Source organism: Pedobacter zeaxanthinifaciens (genome assembly GCF_003313335.1).
GTDB lineage: Bacteria > Bacteroidota > Bacteroidia > Sphingobacteriales > Sphingobacteriaceae > Pedobacter > Pedobacter zeaxanthinifaciens.
Map to the genome: position 1 here is coordinate 23,744 of NZ_QMHP01000009.1, position 21,605 is coordinate 45,348.

Sequence of the window (21,605 nt, forward strand, 5' to 3'; positions counted from 1 at the left end):
TAAAAAAAGAGACAGCTTTTGGGGCTGTCTCTTTGCTATATGATAGTGTGAAATTATTGTATCCGCTAGTTGCTATGCCGGTTACTTATCTTCATTTAAGAAAACAAACTGGTGATCGAACATATCAAGTTTGATTTTACTGTCCTTATCTACTTTTCCAGCTAGTATCTCTTTAGATAATTCGTTAAGGATACGTTTTTGGATAACACGCTTTAGTGGACGTGCTCCAAATTGCGGATCGTAACCTAGCTCAGCTAGCCAATCCAACGCTTCGGTACTTGCTTCCATGGTGATACCCATTTCCGCTAAAGTTTGCTGCACTTGCTTGAACTGCAATGCCACAATATCTCTAATCTCGGTTCTGTTTAGTGGTGTGAACATGATCAGTTCATCAATCCTGTTCAAAAACTCTGGACGAATAGTTTGCTTCAACAATTCGAATAGCTCATTTTTAGTTTTCGCAATTACGCTATCCCTGTTGTCATCATCTAAGTTTTTAAAGTTATCCTGAATCAAATGCGACCCGATGTTGGAAGTCATGATGATGATGGTGTTTTTGAAATTCACTACACGACCTTTGTTGTCGGTCAGCCTACCATCATCTAATACTTGCAACAAGATATTGAAAACATCGGGGTGTGCTTTTTCAATCTCATCTAACAGCACTACCGAATAAGGTTTTCTGCGTACCGCTTCTGTTAGCTGACCACCTTCGTCATAGCCTACATACCCTGGAGGCGCACCAATTAAGCGTGACACGGCATGGCGTTCTTGATATTCGCTCATGTCAATTCTGGTCATAGCGTTTTCATCATTAAATAAAAACTCTGCTAAAGCTTTGGCCAATTCGGTTTTACCAACGCCGGTAGTTCCCAAAAAGATGAACGAACCAATAGGTTTGCGTTTGTCCTGCAAGCCCGCTCTTGAACGACGGATTGCATCCGAAATTGCTTCTATGGCTTCTTCCTGCCCAGCAACACGTTTGTGCAATTCTTCTTCCAAATGCAAAAGCTTTTCTCGCTCGCTGGATACCAACTTGGTGACAGGGATGCCAGTCCACCTACCAACTACGCCGGCAATATCATCAGCAGTAACCTCTTCTTTTAGCATTCTGCTTTCGTTTTGCCTACTTGCCAAGTCCGCTTTTAGTTTTTCTACTTTATCCTGAGCTTCCTTAATTTTACCGTAACGGAGCTCGGCAACTTTTCCATAATCACCGGCACGCTCTGCTTGTTCCGCTTCTAATTTATAGGCTTCAATTTGCTCCAGTTCAGTGTTAATTCCATCCACCAAATCTTTTTCACCCTGCCATTTTGCTTTAAATTCATCACGTTCGGCAGCTAAATTGGCAATTTGCTCACTCAATTCCTTTACCTTGGCCTCGTCTTTTTCACGTTTGATTGCTTCGCGTTCAATTTCTAAACGCATAATTTCACGTTCAAGAGCATCTACGTTTTCTGGCACGCTATCCATTTCCATGCGTAATTTAGATGCCGCTTCGTCCATCAAATCAATTGCCTTATCTGGTAAAAATCTGTCGGAAATGTAGCGCTGACTCATTTCTACCGCTGCAATAATGGCCTCATCCTTAATACGAACTTTGTGGTGCGTTTCGTAACGTTCTTTCAAGCCACGCAAAATAGAAATCGCATCTTGTGTATCAGGCTCATCCACCATTACCTTCTGGAAACGGCGTTCCAATGCTTTGTCTTTTTCCAAATATTTCTGATACTCATCCAATGTAGTGGCTCCAATGGCCCTCAACTCGCCACGTGCCAATGCAGGCTTTAAAATGTTTGCCGCATCCATAGCGCCTTCGCCACCGCCAGCGCCTACCAACGTATGGATTTCATCTATAAATAAAATGATGTCGCCATCGCTCTGCGTAACCTCTTTAACAACGGCTTTTAATCGCTCTTCAAATTCCCCTTTGTATTTTGCACCTGCAATAAGTGCGCCCATATCTAACGAATAAACCACTTTTGATTTTAGGTTTTCAGGAACATCTCCTTTGATGATCCTGAAAGCGATCCCTTCAGCAATGGCCGTTTTACCCACTCCAGGCTCACCGATCAAGATAGGGTTGTTTTTAGTACGGCGAGATAAGATTTGAATTACGCGTCTAATTTCTTCGTCACGACCAATAACCGGATCTAGCTTTCCGCTTTCAGCATACTCATTCAAATTACGGGCATATTTGCCTAAGGCTTGATAAGTAGCTTCTGCATTTTGATCCGTTACACGACTATCGCCACGCAGTTCAGTGATGGCTTTTTTAAGGTCTTTTTCGTTAACACCTTGATCTTTTAATAATTTAGATGTAGCATCGTTTGTAGCTAAAATACCTAAAAGCACATGCTCCACAGAGATGAACTCATCTTTAAATTCCTTTAAAAAAGTTTGTGCTTTCTGTAAAGCTGCATTTGCGTTAGATGATAAATAAATATTGCTTCCACTTACTTTTGGAAACTTGGCAATATCTTCATCTAATTTTTGATTGAGCGTATTTAAATTGACGTTTAATTTCTTCAGCACGTATGAAATCACATTCTCATCTACTGTAAGTAAGCCTTTAAGTAAATGAGCTGTTTCTATAGCCTGCTGCTGATTGCCTTGTGCAATTTCAGAGGCTTTTTGCACAGCCTCCTGGGCTTTTATTGTAAAGTTGTTGAAATTCATAGTATTTTTTCTCCTTAGTTCCTGATTAGCTGATTAAGTATTAGCTCAACTGCTATCGGTTACTACCAAAGGTCAAAACAAATGCCATCAACTAAAAGATTTTAAAATCGGAAATTTTGTCTGTTGGTTTTTATTTTAGCTGAATAAATGTCTGATTTATAGTGTTTTGTGATGAAAAAATGGCAGTGTTGTGTTAAAATTAAATTCATCATAAGTAATGCGATTATGTTTCATCTATCACTTCAGGAAAAAATAATCAATCCCGATTCGTGATAGTGTCAAGAATAATTCGGTAATATTTTTAATTTATTAATTTTGCATAAAAACAATCTAATGCTGCCACCATATCTAGATAACGAACAAGACTTTAATCTGATCAAATATCTTCAGGAAGACGGAAGAATTTCTTTTACAGATCTTGCAAAAAAACTGAATGTTTCTATAAGTACTGTTAGAAATAGATATAATAATCTCGTTAATGATAACGTGATCAATGTGTACGCTAGGATAAATCCAGATAAAATAGGCCTTAACGCTTATTCTAGGATTCTTATTTCTGTGCGTCCTAAAAGCATGATTCAGCAAGTAATAGATAAATTGTATACGTTTCCTGAAATCAGTTTTCTCGCATCAGTTTCCGGAGATTTTGATATTGAGGTTAACGTAATGTGCAGAGATAATAATCATCTTTTGGAAGTTTTACATAACAAAATAAATCAGATTGAAGGAGTGTATAACTCTAAGACCAATTTTTATCTGAAGGTATATAAATTTTCCACTCCAAATTTGGATTATATAAGAGAAGAGTTGTTGAAGTAGCATGAACATCATTTGTATTTAAATGAACCTTCATGCTACTGTTGCAAAGGCCTATTCTATAAGCGAATCTGATATTTTAAGGGCTTCTGAAATGATGGCCAAGCCTTCATCAATTTCTTGTTTATTTATTGTTAGGGGAGGAGCAACAAAAATATAGCCCCAACGTACGAAAGTGTACATTCCTAGCTCACGAATTTTAGCAGCTATCCGATTGCTTATTTTCAAATCGTCTCCAGATGCGTTGTAAGGCGCTATTAATGTTCCTGTTTTTTTATTTTTTAGTACTTCAAGACACCCTAATAATCCTTTGTTTCTGAAATTTCCCATACTTGGATGAAGTGCTCTCATATCATTAATTTTTTGTTCGATATAAGCTCCCATTTTTTGCGCATTTTGTATAAGATTGTCTTCTTCGTAGATTTCAATTACACGTAGGGCCGCTGCAAGGCAAACAGGATGGGCATTGTAGGTAAGGCCAATCATTAGAGGAGTAGTGTTGAATTTTTCGGCAATTCTGTCCGAAACCATTAAGCAACCCAAAGGAAGGTAAGACGAGGTGAGACCTTTGGCCATGCAAATCATATCTGGGATAATATCGTGATGCTCGAAACCAAACCATTTTCCTGTCCTCCCAAATCCGCTCATTACCTCATCTGCGATAAATAAGATTCCATATTTTTCACATAGTTTTTTTACGCCTTTCAGATATCCTTCAGGGTAGTGAAGACATCCTGAAGATCCGCTTTCTCCTTCAAAAATCATTGCGGCAATATTTTCTTTTCCTTCAAAATGAATAATTCTTTCTACATAATCTAGGCTCAGAGAAAGACAGGTGTCATGGTCGAGATTTTTTAGATTAAAGAAGTAATAAGGATCATCCAAATGAATTGCATTTGGCATTTGCTGAGAATCATTCGCCAGTTTTCTTGGATCGCCTCCTACACTCATCCCTCCAATAGATCCACCGTGGAAAGCCCTGTATCTGCCAATGATTTTGTGTCGGCCGGTGTATAACCTTGCAAGTTTTATTGCATTATCAATAGAAGATGTACCGCAGAGCGTAAAAAAAGCTTTGTTCAGATCTCCGGGACAAATCTCAGACAGTTTTTTCGAAAGTTTTGCCCTAATCTCTGTAGTGCAGGAAGGCGTTACATAACTTACGGATTGCATTTGTTCTGTTATAGCATCAGTTACGCGAGAATCTCCATGTCCGATATTTACGGACATAAGACCAGAAGAAAAATCGATAATTTTATTCCCGTCATAATCATAAAGATACACGCCGTGTGCTTTTTCAATGGCAAGAGGATTAACCGAAGCCTGTGCCGACCAAGAGAAAAGACTGTAGTTTTTGCTATCCTCAATAATTTTATTTTTTGAGTCTTGTTTTGTCATATCACAATTTAGTAGATTTTAGAGGTTAGCTCATCCAATTAATTCCAGCTTCAGGATTCCATTTCACGGTAGTTTTTTTAGCTTTCGTCCAAAATTCTATAGAAGATTTTCCTGTAATATCTCCACTTCCATATTTAGATTGATTCCAGCCGCCGAAGCCAAAAGGTTCTCTAGGTACTGGTACACCGATATTTACACCACACATTCCAGCCGAAGCTCTTTTTGATACATAGGATGCAATGCTTCCGCTTTGTGTAAAAATGGAGCAAGCATTGCCATAAGGATTATTATTTTCTATAGCCAGGGCTTCGTCTATTGTTTTACATCTTATAATGGTAAGTACAGGTCCAAAAATTTCCTCTGTTGCCACTGCCATTTCTGGCGTTGCATGGTCTATTATGGTTGGTCCTACATAAAATCCTTGCTCTTTTCCTACAACGGTGGTGTTCCTTCCATCAGACAGTATTTTAGCACCCTGCCTTTCTGCTTCTGTAATATAATTCTCAATCCTCTCTTTTGCCTCTTTTGAAATTACAGATCCAAGGTTGTTTCCGCATTGTATTTTTTTTGATTCATTAACGATTTTTTCAATTATATGGTCGCAATCTCCTACGGCCAGTAATGTAGCGGCTGCCATACATCTTTGTCCTGCGCAACCGCTCATTGAAGCAACAATATTAGTGGCCGCCATTTCTTGGTGTGCGTCTGGAGATAAAATGATATGATTTTTAGCTCCACCTAGAGCGAGTACCTGTTTTAGATTAGATGTACATCGTTTATAAACAAGCGCTGCAATTTTAGTAGAACCTACAAATGTTACTGCCTTAATTTTTGGGTGATCACAAATCATTTCCACTATATCACTTCCACCGTTAATTATCGAAAATATACCGTCTGGCAAACCAGCCTCTTGAAGGTATTTGGCAATATATTGTGACGAAACTGGTACTTTTTCTGAAGGCTTTAAAATAAATGCGTTACCCAGAGCTATGGCATTCATAATGGTCCAATGCGGAACCATGCTTGGGAAATTAAAAGGAACAATAGAGGCAACTACTCCTATAGGATATCTTTCTGAAGTGCATTGTACACCAACACTTACCTCCTCAGTTTCACCATGTGCAAACTGAGGTAAAGCGCAGGCAAACTCACATAATTCTATAGCCTTTTCAATTTCAGCTTTTGCTTCTGAAAATATTTTACCATTTTCTTGAACTATGATGTCTGAAAGAAAATTAATATTTTTTTCTAGGATGGCTTTGTATCTGTAAAACACCTGAACTCGCTCTTTGAGGGTGATTTTTTGCCATTGTTTTTGAGCTTCTGTAGCCGTTGTAATAATTGCTTCCAAATCTTCTTTTGTGGAGGTAGTATATGCTGCAATTAGTTTTCCGTCAACAGGAGATATTATTTTCTCAGTATTACCCGAGCTTCCTGGAATAAATTTGCCATTAATAAAATTATCAACTCTCATATTTCAAAATTTGCATTTTTAACTTATTTTAAATTCAAAATAAGCAGTTTTTTTTTTATAAAAATGCAAATTTTATTTTTTTGTTGGAAAACATTTCTAATTTTACAATACATAATTATTAAAAAATACACTACCATGTTAAAAATTTCTAATGTTGTTGGAGGTATTCTGCTTATTCTGGCAGGAGTCTTTTTCTCCATAAGTTGGTACGCATTGGTGCCAGCATTCACAGTTTTAGGTTTGGCTATTATTACAAGGAAAGCTTTAGAACCGCTCATTGTAGGTTGTTCTGTAGGCTTTATGATGATTGGTAAATACGGACTTCACGAAGTATCAGATGGGCTTTTTCCTGGTATTAAAAATTTGGATATGGCTCCAGCAAGAGAAGTAGCCTTCCCACTTAATCTTCTACAGGGTTTAGAGGATACAATTTCTAGAAGTCTGCATGACGGAGGGCTTATTTGGGTAATTTTAGTTTGTATTCTTTATGGGGCCTTAGTGCAGCTTTTGGTGGCGTCGGGTGGAGTTAGCGCTATTGCAGATTTTTCTTCAAAATTTGTGAATAATAAAAAGCAATCGTTAATAATGACTTATTTCTTAGCATTTTTCTTTTTTATTGATGATTACTTGAGTGCTTTATCTGTAGGAAATACAATGAGGCCAATTACAGACAAATTTAAAGTGTCGAGAGAAAAGCTGGCAATGGTGCTCAGTTTTGTGTGTGTACCCATCACTATCATTATGCCAGTTTCTACTTGGACCATTTTTTATGGTACTAATTTGATGGATGTAGAATCCGTTTCTGCTACCAGTACCAGTGCTATTTCTGCATTTGCAAACACAATTCCTTATAATTTTTCTGCAATTATTTCTCTAGTGATAGGTTTTTTAGTGGTTTTCAAGTTGTTTCCGGATTTGGCAGGCATTAAAGCGGCAGAAAATAAGGCAAATCAGCTATCAGATAATTATGCTGCTGAAAATGAAACTGGTGAAAAAGATAAAAATACGCTTTATCCAAACCGCAACCTAGATGAAGAGGAAATAGAAGAAGAACTAAGCGCTAAAAAAGGGAATATTCTTTATTTCATTGTGCCCATTTTTATGCTCATATTTTTTACAGTATTTGCTTATCCAACAGAGTGGGGAGCAGATTATGTGATTACCGACAACATAGATGCACTTAGAGGAGTTGCGACTACCGTTGTTCTTACTTATTTAGGTTATCTGGTTTTGGGAGTAATGAAATTTGATGACTTGTCGAGCAATTTCGTGAAAGGATTAGAAACCATTACGTTCGTTCTAGTAGTTTTAGGGTTCACTTATTTGTTGAAGGACGTTCAGGGCGCACTAGGCTTTGATGATTTTGTAACGCAAAAGCTACAAAATGTTCCAGGACTCAATGGAAGCACATTTCCTGTAATTGTATTTACAGTAGTGTCTTTTATTTGTTGGGCAACGGGGTCTAACTGGGGCATTTACGCCATTTTGGTACCTGCAACAGCATTACTTTCACAATCTCTAGGCTCAAATTTTTGGCTTACACAAGGCGCTCTGGCTTCTGGTACAGTTTGGGGAGCTGCCGCTTGCTTCTTCTCCGATAACAGAGTTCTTACCGCACAATCTTGTAAGGTAGATATGATGCAGCATGGAACTACTCAATTTCCTTATCAAATTATCATTCTTATTGCATCCATGGCAATGTATCTGTTGGCAGGATTCATATTATAATTTTAAAATAACCATAAATGATTCAACAAGTCATAAACGACGGAAAATTTATTCTCCGAACAGCCGTTCCAGAAGATGCCGCTCCAATGGCAGAAGTGCAGCATATCTGTTACCCAACTTTATCACAAGAAGAAATTCTTACAGAAGAACACTTTGCCAATCATATTAAACTATTTCCAGAAGGACAAATAGTAATTACTGATAATGGAAGAGTGATAGCATCTACAAGTACGTTCAGGTCACACTTTCCAGATCACGATCATACTTTTATGGAAGCCACAGATAATCTTTGGCTTACCAAGTCTCATCAACTAGACGGAGATTGGCTTTACGGAATAGATATGGGTGTTTTGCCAGATTACAGAGGTTTGCGTTTATCCACTGCAATGTACGATGCAAGACAGGAAGTTGCCGAAAAGTTAGGAATGAAAGGGCAAATTACCGTAGGAATGACGATTGGTTACGGACGTTATAAAGACGAAATGTCCATTCAAGAGTATTGCGAAAAATTGAAAAATAATGAACTAACAGATCCTACCGTTACACCTCAGAGAAAAGCAGGTTTCCAGTGGATAAAACCAATTTATGAATATTTGGAAGATCCCACTGCTGGAAATTGTAGCGTGCTTATGGCGTGGCCATTGAAAGGGATTGACATTGCTGAGTTAGTGAAGAAATACCATTAAAATTAAAAGTTAGAAGTAAGAGGTTTGGATGCTTAGCTTTTTTAGTAATCAAACTTCAAATAAAATTAAATAGTAACAAGCTAAAGGCAAAAATCGATAGCTAAAAGCTGATAAAAATGAAAAATATAATTTTAAAAACTGAAATCCCAGGACCTAAAAGCAAAGAATTATTAGCAAGACGAGCAGCAGCGCTTCCATCTGGATTAGGAAAATCAACCGAAGTTTGTGTAGAATCTGCATTAGGTGCATTAGTTCAGGACGTAGATGGAAACCAACTTATTGACTTTGCTGGCGGAATTGGGATGGTAAATTTAGGGCATCGTCCTCAAGCTGTTGTAGATGCTATTAAGGAACAATTAGAAAAACAAATTCACACAGGAGCATTAGTAACCACTTTTGAATCTTATTTAGAATTTGCAGAATTATTAAATTCTCTTACACCAGGCAATTTTCCTAAGAAAACATTATTGGCAAACTCGGGTTCCGAAGCAGTAGAAAACGCCGTTGCAATGGCAAAATATTACACTAAAAGACCGGCAATTATTTGTTTCGAAGGTGCATATCACGGCAGAACAATGCTTACTTTGAGTTTAACATCCAAATATGGTTTATTCAAAAAAGGTTTTGGAAGTTATGCTCAAGATATTTATCGTTTTCATTCGCCTAATATTTACAGAAGGCCAAAATCAATGACGGAAGAAGAATACATTGATTTTTGTATAGAAAGATTCGATCAAAACCTGATTTCACACGTAGATCCTTCTGCTGTTGCTGCAATTATCATAGAGCCAGTTCAAGGAGAAGGCGGTTTTATACCTGTTCCTAAAAGATTTTTAGAAAAAATTCGTCAGGTTTGTGATACACACGGAATCGTATTTATTGCAGATGAAGTACAAGCTGGAGCAGGAAGAACAGGAAAATTTTTGTCAATAGAACATTCTGGCGTAGTTCCAGATGTGGTTACGATGGCAAAATCAATCGGTTCTGGTTTGCCAATTTCCGCCATTACAGGAAAAGCCGAAATTATGGATGCTCCTCATTTAGGAGGAGTTGGTGGAACATACAGTGGAAGTCCAATCGCAGTTGCAGGAGCAATGGCAACTGTAAAAGAGCTCGTAAAACCAGAATTTTTGAACCGTGCAACAGAAGTTGGAAATATCATTACTTCTCGTTTAAAAGCAATGCAAGAAAAATTCAATTGTATTGGTGATATCCGTGGTTTAGGTGCAATGTTGGTGGTAGAATTTGTTAAAAATCAAGACACCAAAGAACCTGATATGGATTTTGCAATGGCAGTTATTAAAAAATCGGTTTCCAAAGGAATTATTCTAATCAGAGCCGGGCTATACACCAATTGTATCCGATTTTTACCACCAATTGTAATTACCGATGAACAATTGCACGAAGGTTTAGACGTAATTGAAGAAAGCATTGCAGAAGTTTTAGCAGGAAAATAATGGATAAGAAATTTTAGAAAATAAAAATCAGTGTTCTAAAAACAACCAAAGTTTTTTAGCTATAATGAAACTCTTTCACAACGCAAATATCATCACCATTAATACTAAAATTCCCGCTGCAAAAGCAATGGCAATAGATGATAATGGAACTATTTTAGAAGTAGGAGAAGAGGAAATTATTGATAAATATCCCACTTCAGAAAAAATAGATTTGCAAGGAAAAACCATAATGCCTGCTTTCAATGATGCACACATTCACGTTTGGAAAGTGGGGCATCTCAAAACCTTTATGTTGGATTTAAGAGGTTGTAAATCCATTGCAGAAATGCAGCAAAAAATAAAGGAATTTGCCGATAAAAACCCAAATAATGATTGGATTTTAGCTCGTGGAATTAACGAATTTGTTTTAGAAGACAAAAGACTTCCTACCAAAGAAGATTTGGATATTGTTTTGCCCAATAAACCGATTTGGCTCATTAGAACTTGTGCTCATATCGGAATTGCCAATTCAAAAGCCATAGAAATTTCGGGAGTTAATGAACATACAGAAGAACCTTTTGGTGGTGAGATTAGAAAAAATGCGGAAGGAAAAATTTCTGGGATTTTCACTGAAACCGCTTTAGGTTTAATTACCAAAAATATGCCTCAAATCAATGATTTTCAGTACGAAAAAATGATTTTGGCAGCGCAGGAAACTTTTTTGGAATTAGGAATCACTTCGGTTACAGATCCAGGAGTTACGCCTGATATTTTGGAGGTCTATAAAAAAATGGATTCCGAAGGAAAATTGAAGATAAAAATCAATCTTTTTCCTTTACGAATTCCAGATGGTGCAACCCAACCACTTCCTCTTCCGGAATTATACGAAAGCGATTTTTTACGCATCAAAACTGTTAAATTTTTTGCAGATGGAGGCTTAAGCAGTCAAACAGCAGCAATGGATATTCCATATTTAGGAACAGATTACAAAGGTGTTTTACGGTTGGATTTTGATATTTTTTATAAGGCAGCTTATGAAAGTTGTGCTAAAGGTTTTTCCGTTGCCACTCACGCTATTGGTCATCAAGCGATGGATTTAGTGGTTGATGTTTATGAAAAATTATTTCAGGATTTTCCGAATATTTCCAATAGAATAGAGCACGTTGGTTTTATTTCCGAGAGAAATTTGGAAAGAATGAAACGTTGTAATATGAAGGCAGTTATGCAACCGATTTTCATTTATGAATTGGGCGAAAATTACCGAAATAGCATAGAAGAAAGTTTATTTGAAACGCTTTTTCCTTTTAAACTATCTCTTGAAAATGGCATTATAACCGCACTTTCTACGGATGGACCTGTGGTAAAAGAATACAATCCTTGGGTGGGAATTCAAACAGCAATTGATAGAAAAGATGCGCAAGGTTTTCAAATAGGAACGAAAGAAGTTTTGACCTTGCATCAAGCTATTGAAGGCTACACTTTAGGCGGCGCAAAAGCCGATGAACAAAGCCATTTAAAAGGAAGTTTAGAAGCTGGAAAACAAGCAGATTTTATCGTTTTAAACGAAAATCCTTTACAAACCGGCAATGTTTCAAGTATTAAAAACCTTCAAACTTTTGTAAACGGAAAGATGGAATTTTCAAGATTTTAAGATTAAAAAAATTAATATAATTTATTTCCTATGACAATTACAGAACAACTATACGAAAGACGAAAAAAAACCATTCCAAATGCGTTAGGAATTTTCAATCCTTCCAGCATTCAATCTGCAAAAGGAGCGATTGTAACCGATGCAGACGGTAGAGAACTCATAGATTTTGCAGGCGGAATTGGTGTAAATAACGCAGGACACGGTGTTCCTGAAATCATAAAAGCGATACAAAATCAAGCAGAAAAATTTATTCACGCTTCATTCAACGTATCTGTTTATGAGCAATATATGGATTTAACCGAAAAATTAGTTGAATTATTACCTCACGGAGAATCTACCAAAGTAATGCTTACCAATTCTGGTGCAGAATCTGTAGAAAATGTAATTAAAATCGCCCGAAATGTAACTGGGCGTTCTGCAATTATTTGTTTTGATGGTGCGTTTCACGGTAGAACTTTAATGGCGGCAACACTTACTTCAAACGTAAAATACAAAGCAGGATGTGGGCCTTATGCTCCCGAAGTTTATCGTTTAGAATATCCGTATTACAAACCTTCGATGTCCAAAAGAATGACTTCCGAAGAGTTCGATGAATTGATGATTATGAAGCTGCACAAAACTTTCTCTTCTGTGGTTTCTGCCAATCAAACGGCGGCAATTATTATAGAGCTGGTGCAAGGAGAAGGCGGATTTACAACGGCTTCAAAATCGTACATTCAATATTTGCGAAAATTCTGTACCGAAAACGGAATTCTACTCATTTTTGATGAAGTTCAATCTGGTTTTGGGCGTACAGGAAAATGGGCTGCTTACGAGCATTACGACGTAATCCCTGATCTTTCTACTTGGGCAAAATCTATGGGTGGCGGAATGCCAATTGGTGCGGTTATCGGGAAAGCAGAAATTATGGATGCCGTTCAAGCGGGAGTAATTGGCGGAACTTATCCAGGAAATCCGCTGTGTTGTGCAGCTTCATTAGCAAGTATCAAATATATGGAAGCGCAAAATATTAATGAAAAAGGGGCAAAAGTAGGAGATAAAGTGCGTTCTAAAATGAATGAATTACAAGCAAAATTTCCGCAAAATATTACCGATGTTCGTGGTTTAGGAGCAATGTTGGCAATGGAATTTATGAAAGACGGAAAACCAGATGGTGATATTTGTAAAAAAATCCAGCAACATTGTTTAGACAACGGATTAATTGTCATCACTGCCGGAACATACGGAAATTGTATCCGTGTTTTGAGTCCGTTAATCATCGAAGATGAAGTGTTAGAAAAAGGTCTTAACATATTATCAGCTGCAATACAAGCAAGTATCTGATAATTATTTGCTTTCAATTTTAATCATTAGCTACATATGAAACAACAATATATCAATGGAGAATGGCTTAATGCTGTAAACGGAAATACCTGGGATTTGATGAATCCGGCAACAGAAGAAATTATCTGCAAAATGCCTTATGGAAACGATCAGGATTTTCAGTTGGCAATGGAAGCAGCAGTTCCAGCTTTTAAAGAATGGAAAAAAACGACACCTTATTTTCGTGGAGATATTCTCAAAAAAACTGCAGATTATATTCGTGCAAATGTCAAAAAATTTGCTGAAGAAACCATTTTAGAAACAGGAAAACCTAGAAATGAAGCGGAAGGAGAATGGTTGGTTTCTGCCAATTTATTTGAATGGTATGCAGAAGAAGGAAAAAGAAGCTATGGAAGAGTAATTCCTACAAATCGTACAGATAAGCGTTCTCAGGTTATTTATCAACCTTTGGGTGTTGTAGGCGTTATTACAGCGTGGAATTTTCCGGCATATAATCCTGCAAGAGCTGTTGCAGCAGCTTTGGCTGCAGGTTGTTCCGTTATTTTAAAAGGTTCTGAATTTACACCAATGAGTGCCTGTAATATTGCAAAAGCATTGCACGAATCTGGTCTTCCGAAAGGCGTTTTTAATCTGATTAACGGAGAATCTGACAAAATTGGAAATGCAATGCTGGAACATCCCGAATTATCAAAAATCAGTTTTACAGGAAGCACCAGAGTTGGAGAAATTTTGATGAACGGAGCAAGTAAAACTCATACTAAATTGTCTTTGGAATTGGGAGGAAACGCTCCTGTGATTATAGAAGATGATGTGGATGTGAAGGAAATAGCAAAACAAGCCGTTATTGCAAAATTGCGAAATTGCGGACAGGTTTGCGTTGCTCCGCAAAGATTCTATATCAGTCAAAATATTTACCAAGATTTTATTTCTGAAGCTACAAATACGCTCAGAACAATAAAAACCGGTCTCAATACAGGAAATGAACTGCTTTTAGGACCTCTAATTAATCAAAAACAGCAGAATCATATTCTCGGTTTGGTAGAAAAAGCTAAAAATGAAGGCGCAAATATGACTATTGGTGGCGAAAAATCTGAGAAAGGTTTTTTTCTGGAGCCTATTCTTTTAGAAGCTAAACAAGAACACAGTTTTATAAAAGAAGAAACTTTCGGGCCTATTCTTATTGCCATTCCTTTTGAAAACAAAGAGCAGGCTTTGGAATGGGCAAATGATACAGAATACGGTCTTGCAAGTTATGTTTTTACCGAAAGTCTGAAAAAAGCAAATTATTACGCAGAAAATCTGGAATTCGGGATGGTTGGAATTAATGAATGGGCGGCTCACGGAACAGAAGTTCCTTTTGTTGGGATAAAAAGTAGTGGTTTAGGTCACGAATCTGGAGCTGAAGGTTTAAAAGAATACCTCGAAATGAAACTCATCAGTTATGGTGGAATGTAATATTTTTTTGGAAAAATAAAATCAACATTTAGTAAATGTAATGTATTGATATTTAATTATTTAAAACACTTACAACCACTCTCATTCAATTTTAAAATAAAAGAAGAAAAAATAGAAATAGATACAATGGAAAACGAGTCAAAATCAGTAAGTCCTTCCTTTTCTGTAGAAGAGGCTGGTTTTGTGCTGAAAAAATTCTGGAATATTGAAAGTAGTTTTAAACCGTTGGACAGTTATTTAGACCAAAATTTTTTGATTAAAAGCATCGAAGGGAAAAAATATGTTCTAAAAATAGCAAACATTAACTCTGCACAAGACGAACTGGATTTGCAGAACAAAGCCTTGCTTTTTCTTCAAGCTAAGCAAATTCCGAAATTGCTACATTCTCTTGATGGTCAGGCAATGATAAACCATCACTCTCATTGGTGGCGAGTTTTGGAATTTATAGAAGGAAAAATGCTTTCAGATGTTCCTTTTCATTCAGATGTATTACTGAAAAACATTGCTGAGTTTTCCGCTAATCTTTCGGTGCAGCTTTCCCAATTTTCTCATAAAGCGGCGGAAAGATTTATACAATGGGATTTGCAACAGGCAACAAAACTTATCAAAAGTTGGATCGATTATTTTGAGGATCCTGTTTTGAAAGAACAAATACTAAATATAGCAGATCTTTTTGAAGCAAAAAAAGATGAAATTCAAAATCTTAGAAAAAGTATTGTTCACGGCGATCTTACACGGTACAATATTTTATTAGATGATGATGGAAAAGATATTTCTGGGATTATAGATTTTGGGGATATTTGTATGTCTTGGTCTGTAAGTGAAGTTGCGGTTTTGCTTTTAGAATCCATCATTACAGGTTCTAAAACCCCATTTTCTGATGCGCATAAAGTACTGAAAATCTATCACAATATTTTTCCTATTACCGAAAAAGAAGCTCGTTTACTTTTTAGTTTCATCAAGCTGAGATCTGCAATTATTGTTTGTGCGTGTGCAAGACAGCTCAATATGGATCCGCAGAATTTATATATCAAAAAACAGTTTGAGGTAGATGCAAAAGTATTTCAAAATCTTTTAGAATACGACGAAAATTTTGTTACAGCTTTGCTGATGGATGCTTGTGGATATACATTTTTTAAGATAAAAGACAACAGAAAAACAGCATCATATCTTGTAGAAACTGATGATTTTCAGATGATAGACATTTCGCCAAAATCAGATATTTATGATGATGGAGCGTGTGAAAATCCGAGACTTTTTTTCAGGAATATACAGCATAAACTGCATCACAATTTCGGATATACAGCATACTTTTCGCCATTTATTTCTTTTGGAGAAAACAACGACACGGAACAAGCTACCATTGCATTAGGAAGCTACGTTTTTTTACCAGAAAATGCTGTGCTAAAAGCACCTTCAAAACTTACTTTTATAGCTCAAACAGACAAAAGATCTACCTTTTTGGCAGAAGATATTTATCTTCATATTGATGGAATCGAGCATCAATTAAAAATAAATGAAACGGTTTCGGAAGGTGCAGAACTTGGAAAAGTAATGTCTGTTTCTGCAGAAAGTCTGTTTCCTTCGCATGTATTTATTCAGTTGGATAAATCTGGAAAAGCACCAATGTTTTGTAAACCAAGCGAAAAGAAAGGTTGGCAATTAATTTGTGAAGATCCACTTTTTCTTATTGGGAAAATTTCTGGTAAATTTCTGGAAAATACAGATCATCTATTGTTAAAACGCCAAACATTTATTCAGCAATCGCAAGAGTATTATTACCAAAAACCAATGAATTTGGTAAGAGGCTGGAAACAATATCTTTATGATGAAAACGGACAAGTGTATTTGGATGCCATCAATAATGTAACCCATATTGGACATTCGCATCCTAAAATTACAGAAACTGCTGTAAATCAATTAAAAAAACTTAACACCAATGCACGTTTTCTCTATAAAGAAAATATAGCATACGCAGAAAAATTGCTTTCGTTTTTTCCGCCGTCTTTGCAAGTCATTTTTTTCACTTGCACAGGAAGCGAAGCGAATGATTTGGCACTTAGATTGGCAAGATGTTACACTAGCGAACAAGATGTGATTGTAATAGACGGAGAATATCACGGCAATACAACCGCAGTTGATGAAATCAGTACTTGTTTGATGGATAATCCAACCGCCTCGAAATCAAAGCGTTCTTTTACGCATCCACTTATTCAGCCAAATACATTTCGTGGAAAATATCGAGAAAATAGTACAGATGTAGCTCAGTTGTATGCTAATGATGTAACGGAAAAAATTAATGAAATAAAATCGCTTGGAAGAAATGTAGCAGCTTTTATTTCAGAATCTTTATTGGGTTCTGGCGGTGGTGTAGAAATGCCAAAAACTTATCTGAAAAAAGTCTATGAAACAGTAAAAAAAGCAGGAGGAGTTTGTATTGCAGATGAAGTTCAGATTGGTTTTGGAAGAATGGGAACTCATTTTTGGGGATTCGAAAAAGAAGGTGTTTTGCCAGATATTGTTACGTTGGGAAAACCTATGGGAAATGGCTATCCAATTTCTGCGGTGGTTACTACCAAAGAAATTGCAAATGCTTATCAAAAAAAATACACCTATTTCAATACCTATTCCGGAAATGCAGTTGCCTGCGAAATCGCTTCTACTGTTTTGGATGTGATACAAGAAGAAAAACTTCAGGAAAATGCACTGCAAACAGGAGAATATCTGAAAAACGAATTAAAAAAACTAATTGCAGACTACAATTCTGTAGGTGCTGTTTACGGACACGCAATGTATTTGGGAGTAGATATTGTGAAAAACAAAAAAACACGAGAACCAGACAGTTCCAAAGCATTGTTAATTTGTGAAGCAATGAAACAAAACGGGATTATTATCTATCCGACTGGAGATTTTTATAATATTCTGAAAATAAAACCACCAATGTGTTTTTCTCAGCAAGATGTTGATTTTTTAGTAGGAAAACTTAGAGAAATTCTATCGATAATGGATAACTGATTTTAATTTAATACAAAAAGTAATATCAATATGTATTCAATGTATATTAACGGAGATTTTGTAAAAGCAAAATCTGGCAAAACGAGAGACATCATCAATCCAGCAAACGGAAAAGTGATGGCAACTGTTCCCGAAGCGCAACCAGAAGATGTTTTTGAGGCAGTAATTGCTGCAAGAGAAGCATTTGACGGACAAGAATGGTCTTCTAAAACCGCATTGGAAAGACAAGACCTTATGTTGGCACTTGCTCAGAAAATAAGAGATAAATTTGATTTTTTTGTAGAACTGGAAACTCAGAACAACGGAAAACCAAAAAGAGAAGCAGAATTTGATATTGATGACAGCATCAACTGTCTAAAATTTTATGCTGGTTTAGCAACCAAAATTCATGGGGAAACAATGTCGGTTCCCGCCAATTCTTTTTCCTTTGTTACAAGAGAGCCAATTGGTGTTTGCGCACAAATTATTCCCTGGAATTTTCCTTTCCTGATGCTGGTTTGGAAGATTGCTCCAGCTCTTATCACAGGAAATACTGTGGTGCTGAAACCGTCGGAAATTACGCCGCTAACTGCATTAGAATTTGCAAAATGTTTTGATGAAGTAGGTTTTCCGAAAGGCGTGTTAAACATCATTACTGGAGACGGAACTGTGGCTGGAAATGCACTGATTTCGGATACCAGAATCGATAAAATTGCATTTACAGGAGGAACAAACACAGGCAAACATATTGCAAAAATTGCCGCCGAAAATCTTAAAAAAGTAACACTGGAATTGGGAGGGAAAAATCCTGTCATCATTTTTGATGACGCCAATCTTGATCTTACCGTAGATTGGGCACTTTTTGCAGCATTTGCAAACAGCGGACAGGTTTGCACAGCCGGGAGCAGATTATTGGTTCACGCAGATATTTATGATGTTTTTGTACAAAAATTTGTAGAAGGCGCAAAAAAAATAAAACTAGGAAACGGACTTCTTTCAGAAACTACAATGGGACCAGTGGTTTCCAAAGCTCATTTTGATAAAATTATGAATTACATCCAAATAGGAAAATCCGAAGCAAATCTGGCATTTGGAGGAAATGGAAATTCCGAAAACGGATATTTTATAGAACCAACCATTTTTGTTGATGTAAAACCGTCTGATAGAATTGCAAAGGAAGAAATTTTCGGACCAGTGGTAGCTATCATGAAATTTGAATCCGAAGAAGAAGCCATTCATCTAGCAAATGATACAGAATATGGTCTAGGTTTCGGAATTTTTACCCAAAATATTACAAAAGTTCACAGAATTAGCCCAAAAATAAAAGCCGGAATTGGCTGGGTAAACTGGTATCATCCAACTTTCAACGAAATGCCATGGGGAGGTTATAAACAATCTGGAACTGGTAGAGAATTAGGTTTGTATGGTATTGAAAATTATTTGGAAGTAAAACAAGTGAATATCAATCTGGATACAGATCCAGTTGGTTGGTATTAATAAAAATAGTCCATTGAAATTATTTGAAGACATAAAAGTTGTTGAATTGGCTTCGGTTCTTGCAGGACCGAGTGTAGGTCGTTTTTTTGCTGAATTGGGTTCTAAGGTTTTTAAAATAGAAAATCCACTTACAGGAGGAGATGTTACACGTTCTTGGAAAACAGTTCATGAATCTGACTCTTCTGTTTCTGCTTATTTTTCGTCTGTAAATATTGGTAAAGAATCTGTTTTTTTGGATTTAACTCAAGAAAAAGATTTTGCCAGATTGATGGATTTATTATCAGATGCCGATGTTTTTTTGGTCAATTTTAAATATGGAGATGCCGAAAAATTCAAATTAGATTACGAAACCATTCATAGATTTTTCCCAAAATTAATTTATGCAGAAATTAAAGGTTTTAATGATGATACCTCTCGTGTAGCTTATGATTTGGTATTGCAGGCAGAATCCGGTTTTATGTCTATCAACGGAGAAAAAAATGCACAGCCTCTTAAAATGCCTGTTGCTTTGATAGATATTTTAGCAGGACATCAGCTTAAAGAAGGTGTTTTAGTGGCACTTTTGGAGAGAATGAACACCAATTTGGGAGCAAAGGTTTCTGTTTCATTGTTAGATGCAGCCATTTCTTCTTTGGCAAATCAGGCAAGTAATTATTTGATGACCAATCAATGCCCTACACAATTGGGAAGCTTGCACCCAAATATTGCGCCTTATGGTGAAATTTTCACATCGAATGACCAAATGCTGTTTACTTTGGCTATCGGAAGTGATAAACAATTCAATGCGCTTTGGGAAGCAATCAATATTCAGCATACTTCAAAAGAACCTTTTGAGACCAACCAAAAAAGAGTCAGCAACAGAACACAGCTTTTTGAAATTTTGCAAAACCGCATCAAGTCATTAAAATTTTCTGAAATAGAAAAATTATGCTTGGATCAGAATATTCCTTTCGGGAAAATAAATTCGGTAAAAGAAGTATTGGATAATCATAAAAATCAACACTTGATTGTAGAAGAAAAATATCAGAATACAATTCTAAAAGCCGTAAAACAAAACGTATTTATTATAAATCAAAGAAAAAATGTTTAAAACTATAAATCCTTACACGCAGGAATTGCTTGCAGAATATCCTATTCTTTCGCAAAAGGAATTAGATGCTAAACTAGCACTATCTTCTAAAGCTTTCCAGTTTTGGAAAAATACCACCTTCCAATATCGTGCAGATATTCTTAAAAGAGCTGCTCAAATTTTATTGAGAGATAAAGAAAAATTTGCTCTAACAATTACCTTGGAAATGGGAAAAATATTGCCGGAATCCAGAGCAGAAATAGAAAAATCTGCAGGAAACTGTGAGTTTTATGCCAATAATGCTGAGCAATTTTTACAAGACACTCCTGTTGAAATGGGCTTGTATAAAAGTGTAATTACCTATCAACCAATTGGTGCTGTTTTCGCCATTATGCCGTGGAATTATCCTTTTTGGCAAGTAATTCGGTATATAGCACCTTGTTTAATGGCGGGAAATGTGTCATTACTAAAACACGCTCCCAATGTTTTGGGTTGTGCAACGCATCTGGAAGATATTTTTTTAGAAGCTGGTCTTCCAGAAGGCGTTTTTCAATCAATTACAATAGATATTCCGCAAGTAGAACAGGTAATTGCCAATGATGTTGTGCAGTTGATAACGCTTACAGGAAGCGAAGCAGCTGGATCTGCAGTTGCTGCATTGGCAGGAAAACATATTAAAAAATCCGTAATGGAATTGGGCGGTTCAGATGGATTTATCGTATTGAATGATGCCGATCTGGAACTTGCTGCCACTGTTGCCACACAATCCCGAATGATGAATGCTGGCCAAGCCTGCATCTGTGCCAAAAGATTTATTGTGGTAGAAGATGTCGCCAATGATTTTTTAGATAAATTTTCTCAAAAAATATCAAAGTTAAAACAAGGAAATCCTTTGGAAGAGGGCATAAATATGGGGCCACTTGCCAGAATAGATTTGGCCGATAATTTGTCTCATCAGTTGCAAAAATCTATTTCGCAAGGCGGAATATTGAAACTGGGAGGAAATCAGGATCAATGCAATTTCCAACCTACTTTATTAGACGGAATTTCTGCTGATAACATTGTGTTTCAGCAAGAAACTTTTGGTCCTTTAGCAACTGTTATCCGTGCAAAAAACGAGCAGCATGCCATAGAACTTGCCAATAATCATAGATACGGATTGGCTTGTGCTTTATGGACTAAGGATTTGGAAAAAGCATCACATTTGGCAAGACAAATAGACAGCGGAAATGTATTTGTAAACTCATTGGTTCGGTCAGATTCCAGATTGCCTTTTGGAGGTATCAAGAAATCTGGATATGGAAGAGAGTTGGGAGAATTGGGAATAAAAGAGCTTTGCAACATTAAATCAATCGTGATAGAATAAAAAAAAACAGCAATAAAAAAACTTCACACTACC

14 protein-coding genes are annotated in these 21,605 nt (G+C 36.5%); 11 read left to right on the top strand and 3 right to left on the bottom strand.

Annotated elements, in window-relative coordinates; all coding sequences use genetic code 11:
• Nucleotides 1-81: 81 nt before the first annotated feature.
• Nucleotides 82-2,679, bottom strand: coding sequence for an ATP-dependent chaperone ClpB (gene clpB / locus DUT68_RS13785; protein WP_113638797.1), 2,598 nt, complete (start codon nucleotides 2,677-2,679; stop codon nucleotides 82-84).
• Between the two features lie 333 nt (nucleotides 2,680-3,012).
• Here clpB and DUT68_RS13790 point away from each other — a divergent pair, with 333 nt between their 5' ends.
• The gene (locus DUT68_RS13790) at nucleotides 3,013-3,498 is read left to right on the top strand and encodes an Lrp/AsnC family transcriptional regulator (RefSeq protein ID WP_113638798.1); all 486 of its coding nucleotides are present in this window, start codon (nucleotides 3,013-3,015) and stop codon (nucleotides 3,496-3,498) included.
• Nucleotides 3,499-3,549: 51 nt separating this feature from the next.
• On the opposite strand, the gene DUT68_RS13795 is transcribed toward DUT68_RS13790, so the two are convergent.
• Complete coding sequence (locus DUT68_RS13795; protein WP_113638799.1) at nucleotides 3,550-4,893, bottom strand: aminotransferase family protein; 1,344 nt, start codon at nucleotides 4,891-4,893, stop codon at nucleotides 3,550-3,552.
• A 25-nt stretch (nucleotides 4,894-4,918) separates the two neighbouring features.
• On the bottom strand, nucleotides 4,919-6,367 hold the full coding sequence (locus DUT68_RS13800) for a CoA-acylating methylmalonate-semialdehyde dehydrogenase (RefSeq protein ID WP_113638800.1): 1,449 nt from the start codon (nucleotides 6,365-6,367) through the stop codon (nucleotides 4,919-4,921).
• Between the two features lie 135 nt (nucleotides 6,368-6,502).
• Here DUT68_RS13800 and DUT68_RS13805 point away from each other — a divergent pair, with 135 nt between their 5' ends.
• The 10 genes from DUT68_RS13805 (at nucleotide 6,503) to DUT68_RS13850 (ending at nucleotide 21,572) form a co-directional block, all read left to right on the top strand.
• Nucleotides 6,503-8,095 (top strand): Na+/H+ antiporter NhaC family protein, encoded by a 1,593-nt coding sequence (locus tag DUT68_RS13805; protein WP_157960869.1) that lies wholly within the window; start codon nucleotides 6,503-6,505, stop codon nucleotides 8,093-8,095.
• 17 nt (nucleotides 8,096-8,112) lie between these two features.
• Nucleotides 8,113-8,781, top strand: coding sequence for a nitrilase (locus DUT68_RS13810; protein WP_113638802.1), 669 nt, complete (start codon nucleotides 8,113-8,115; stop codon nucleotides 8,779-8,781).
• Between the two features lie 116 nt (nucleotides 8,782-8,897).
• A complete protein-coding gene (locus DUT68_RS13815) occupies nucleotides 8,898-10,238 on the top strand; it encodes an aspartate aminotransferase family protein (RefSeq protein WP_113638803.1) in 1,341 nt (446 codons plus the stop codon).
• Nucleotides 10,239-10,302: 64 nt separating this feature from the next.
• Nucleotides 10,303-11,868 (top strand): amidohydrolase, encoded by a 1,566-nt coding sequence (locus tag DUT68_RS13820; RefSeq protein WP_113638804.1) that lies wholly within the window; start codon nucleotides 10,303-10,305, stop codon nucleotides 11,866-11,868.
• Nucleotides 11,869-11,898: 30 nt separating this feature from the next.
• Entirely contained in the window at nucleotides 11,899-13,191 is a 1,293-nt protein-coding gene (locus tag DUT68_RS13825) for an aspartate aminotransferase family protein (RefSeq protein ID WP_113638805.1), read from the top strand.
• A 36-nt stretch (nucleotides 13,192-13,227) separates the two neighbouring features.
• Nucleotides 13,228-14,646, top strand: a complete 1,419-nt coding sequence (locus DUT68_RS13830; RefSeq protein WP_113638806.1) for an aldehyde dehydrogenase family protein — start codon at nucleotides 13,228-13,230, stop codon at nucleotides 14,644-14,646.
• Nucleotides 14,647-14,691: 45 nt separating this feature from the next.
• Nucleotides 14,692-17,661: an aminotransferase class III-fold pyridoxal phosphate-dependent enzyme gene (locus tag DUT68_RS13835; protein ID WP_198659599.1), complete on the top strand. Its 2,970-nt coding sequence runs from the start codon at nucleotides 14,692-14,694 to the stop codon at nucleotides 17,659-17,661.
• Nucleotides 17,662-17,700: 39 nt separating this feature from the next.
• The gene (locus tag DUT68_RS13840) at nucleotides 17,701-19,137 is read left to right on the top strand and encodes an aldehyde dehydrogenase family protein (protein ID WP_198659600.1); all 1,437 of its coding nucleotides are present in this window, start codon (nucleotides 17,701-17,703) and stop codon (nucleotides 19,135-19,137) included.
• Between the two features lie 13 nt (nucleotides 19,138-19,150).
• Complete coding sequence (locus DUT68_RS13845) at nucleotides 19,151-20,227, top strand: CaiB/BaiF CoA transferase family protein (RefSeq protein WP_113638919.1); 1,077 nt, start codon at nucleotides 19,151-19,153, stop codon at nucleotides 20,225-20,227.
• Nucleotides 20,220-21,572 (top strand): NAD-dependent succinate-semialdehyde dehydrogenase, encoded by a 1,353-nt coding sequence (locus DUT68_RS13850; RefSeq protein WP_113638809.1) that lies wholly within the window; start codon nucleotides 20,220-20,222, stop codon nucleotides 21,570-21,572. Before DUT68_RS13845 ends, DUT68_RS13850 begins: the two co-directional genes overlap by 8 nt.
• Nucleotides 21,573-21,605: the final 33 nt, after the last annotated feature.

Excerpts from the sequence above, each read along its gene's own strand:
- DUT68_RS13830 (WP_113638806.1), top strand. The coding sequence starts at position 13,228 with ATGAAACAACAATATATCAATGGAGAATGGCTTAATGCTGTAAACGGA.
- DUT68_RS13840 (WP_198659600.1), top strand. The coding sequence starts at position 17,701 with ATGTATATTAACGGAGATTTTGTAAAAGCAAAATCTGGCAAAACGAGA.
- DUT68_RS13800 (WP_113638800.1), bottom strand. The coding sequence starts at position 6,367 with ATGAGAGTTGATAATTTTATTAATGGCAAATTTATTCCAGGAAGCTCG.
- DUT68_RS13795 (WP_113638799.1), bottom strand. The coding sequence starts at position 4,893 with ATGACAAAACAAGACTCAAAAAATAAAATTATTGAGGATAGCAAAAAC.
- DUT68_RS13790 (WP_113638798.1), top strand. The coding sequence starts at position 3,013 with ATGCTGCCACCATATCTAGATAACGAACAAGACTTTAATCTGATCAAA.
- DUT68_RS13805 (WP_157960869.1), top strand. The coding sequence starts at position 6,503 with ATGTTAAAAATTTCTAATGTTGTTGGAGGTATTCTGCTTATTCTGGCA.
- DUT68_RS13815 (WP_113638803.1), top strand. The coding sequence starts at position 8,898 with ATGAAAAATATAATTTTAAAAACTGAAATCCCAGGACCTAAAAGCAAA.
- DUT68_RS13825 (WP_113638805.1), top strand. The coding sequence starts at position 11,899 with ATGACAATTACAGAACAACTATACGAAAGACGAAAAAAAACCATTCCA.
- DUT68_RS13850 (WP_113638809.1), top strand. The coding sequence starts at position 20,220 with ATGTTTAAAACTATAAATCCTTACACGCAGGAATTGCTTGCAGAATAT.
- DUT68_RS13810 (WP_113638802.1), top strand. The coding sequence starts at position 8,113 with ATGATTCAACAAGTCATAAACGACGGAAAATTTATTCTCCGAACAGCC.
- clpB (WP_113638797.1), bottom strand. The coding sequence starts at position 2,679 with ATGAATTTCAACAACTTTACAATAAAAGCCCAGGAGGCTGTGCAAAAA.
- DUT68_RS13820 (WP_113638804.1), top strand. The coding sequence starts at position 10,303 with ATGAAACTCTTTCACAACGCAAATATCATCACCATTAATACTAAAATT.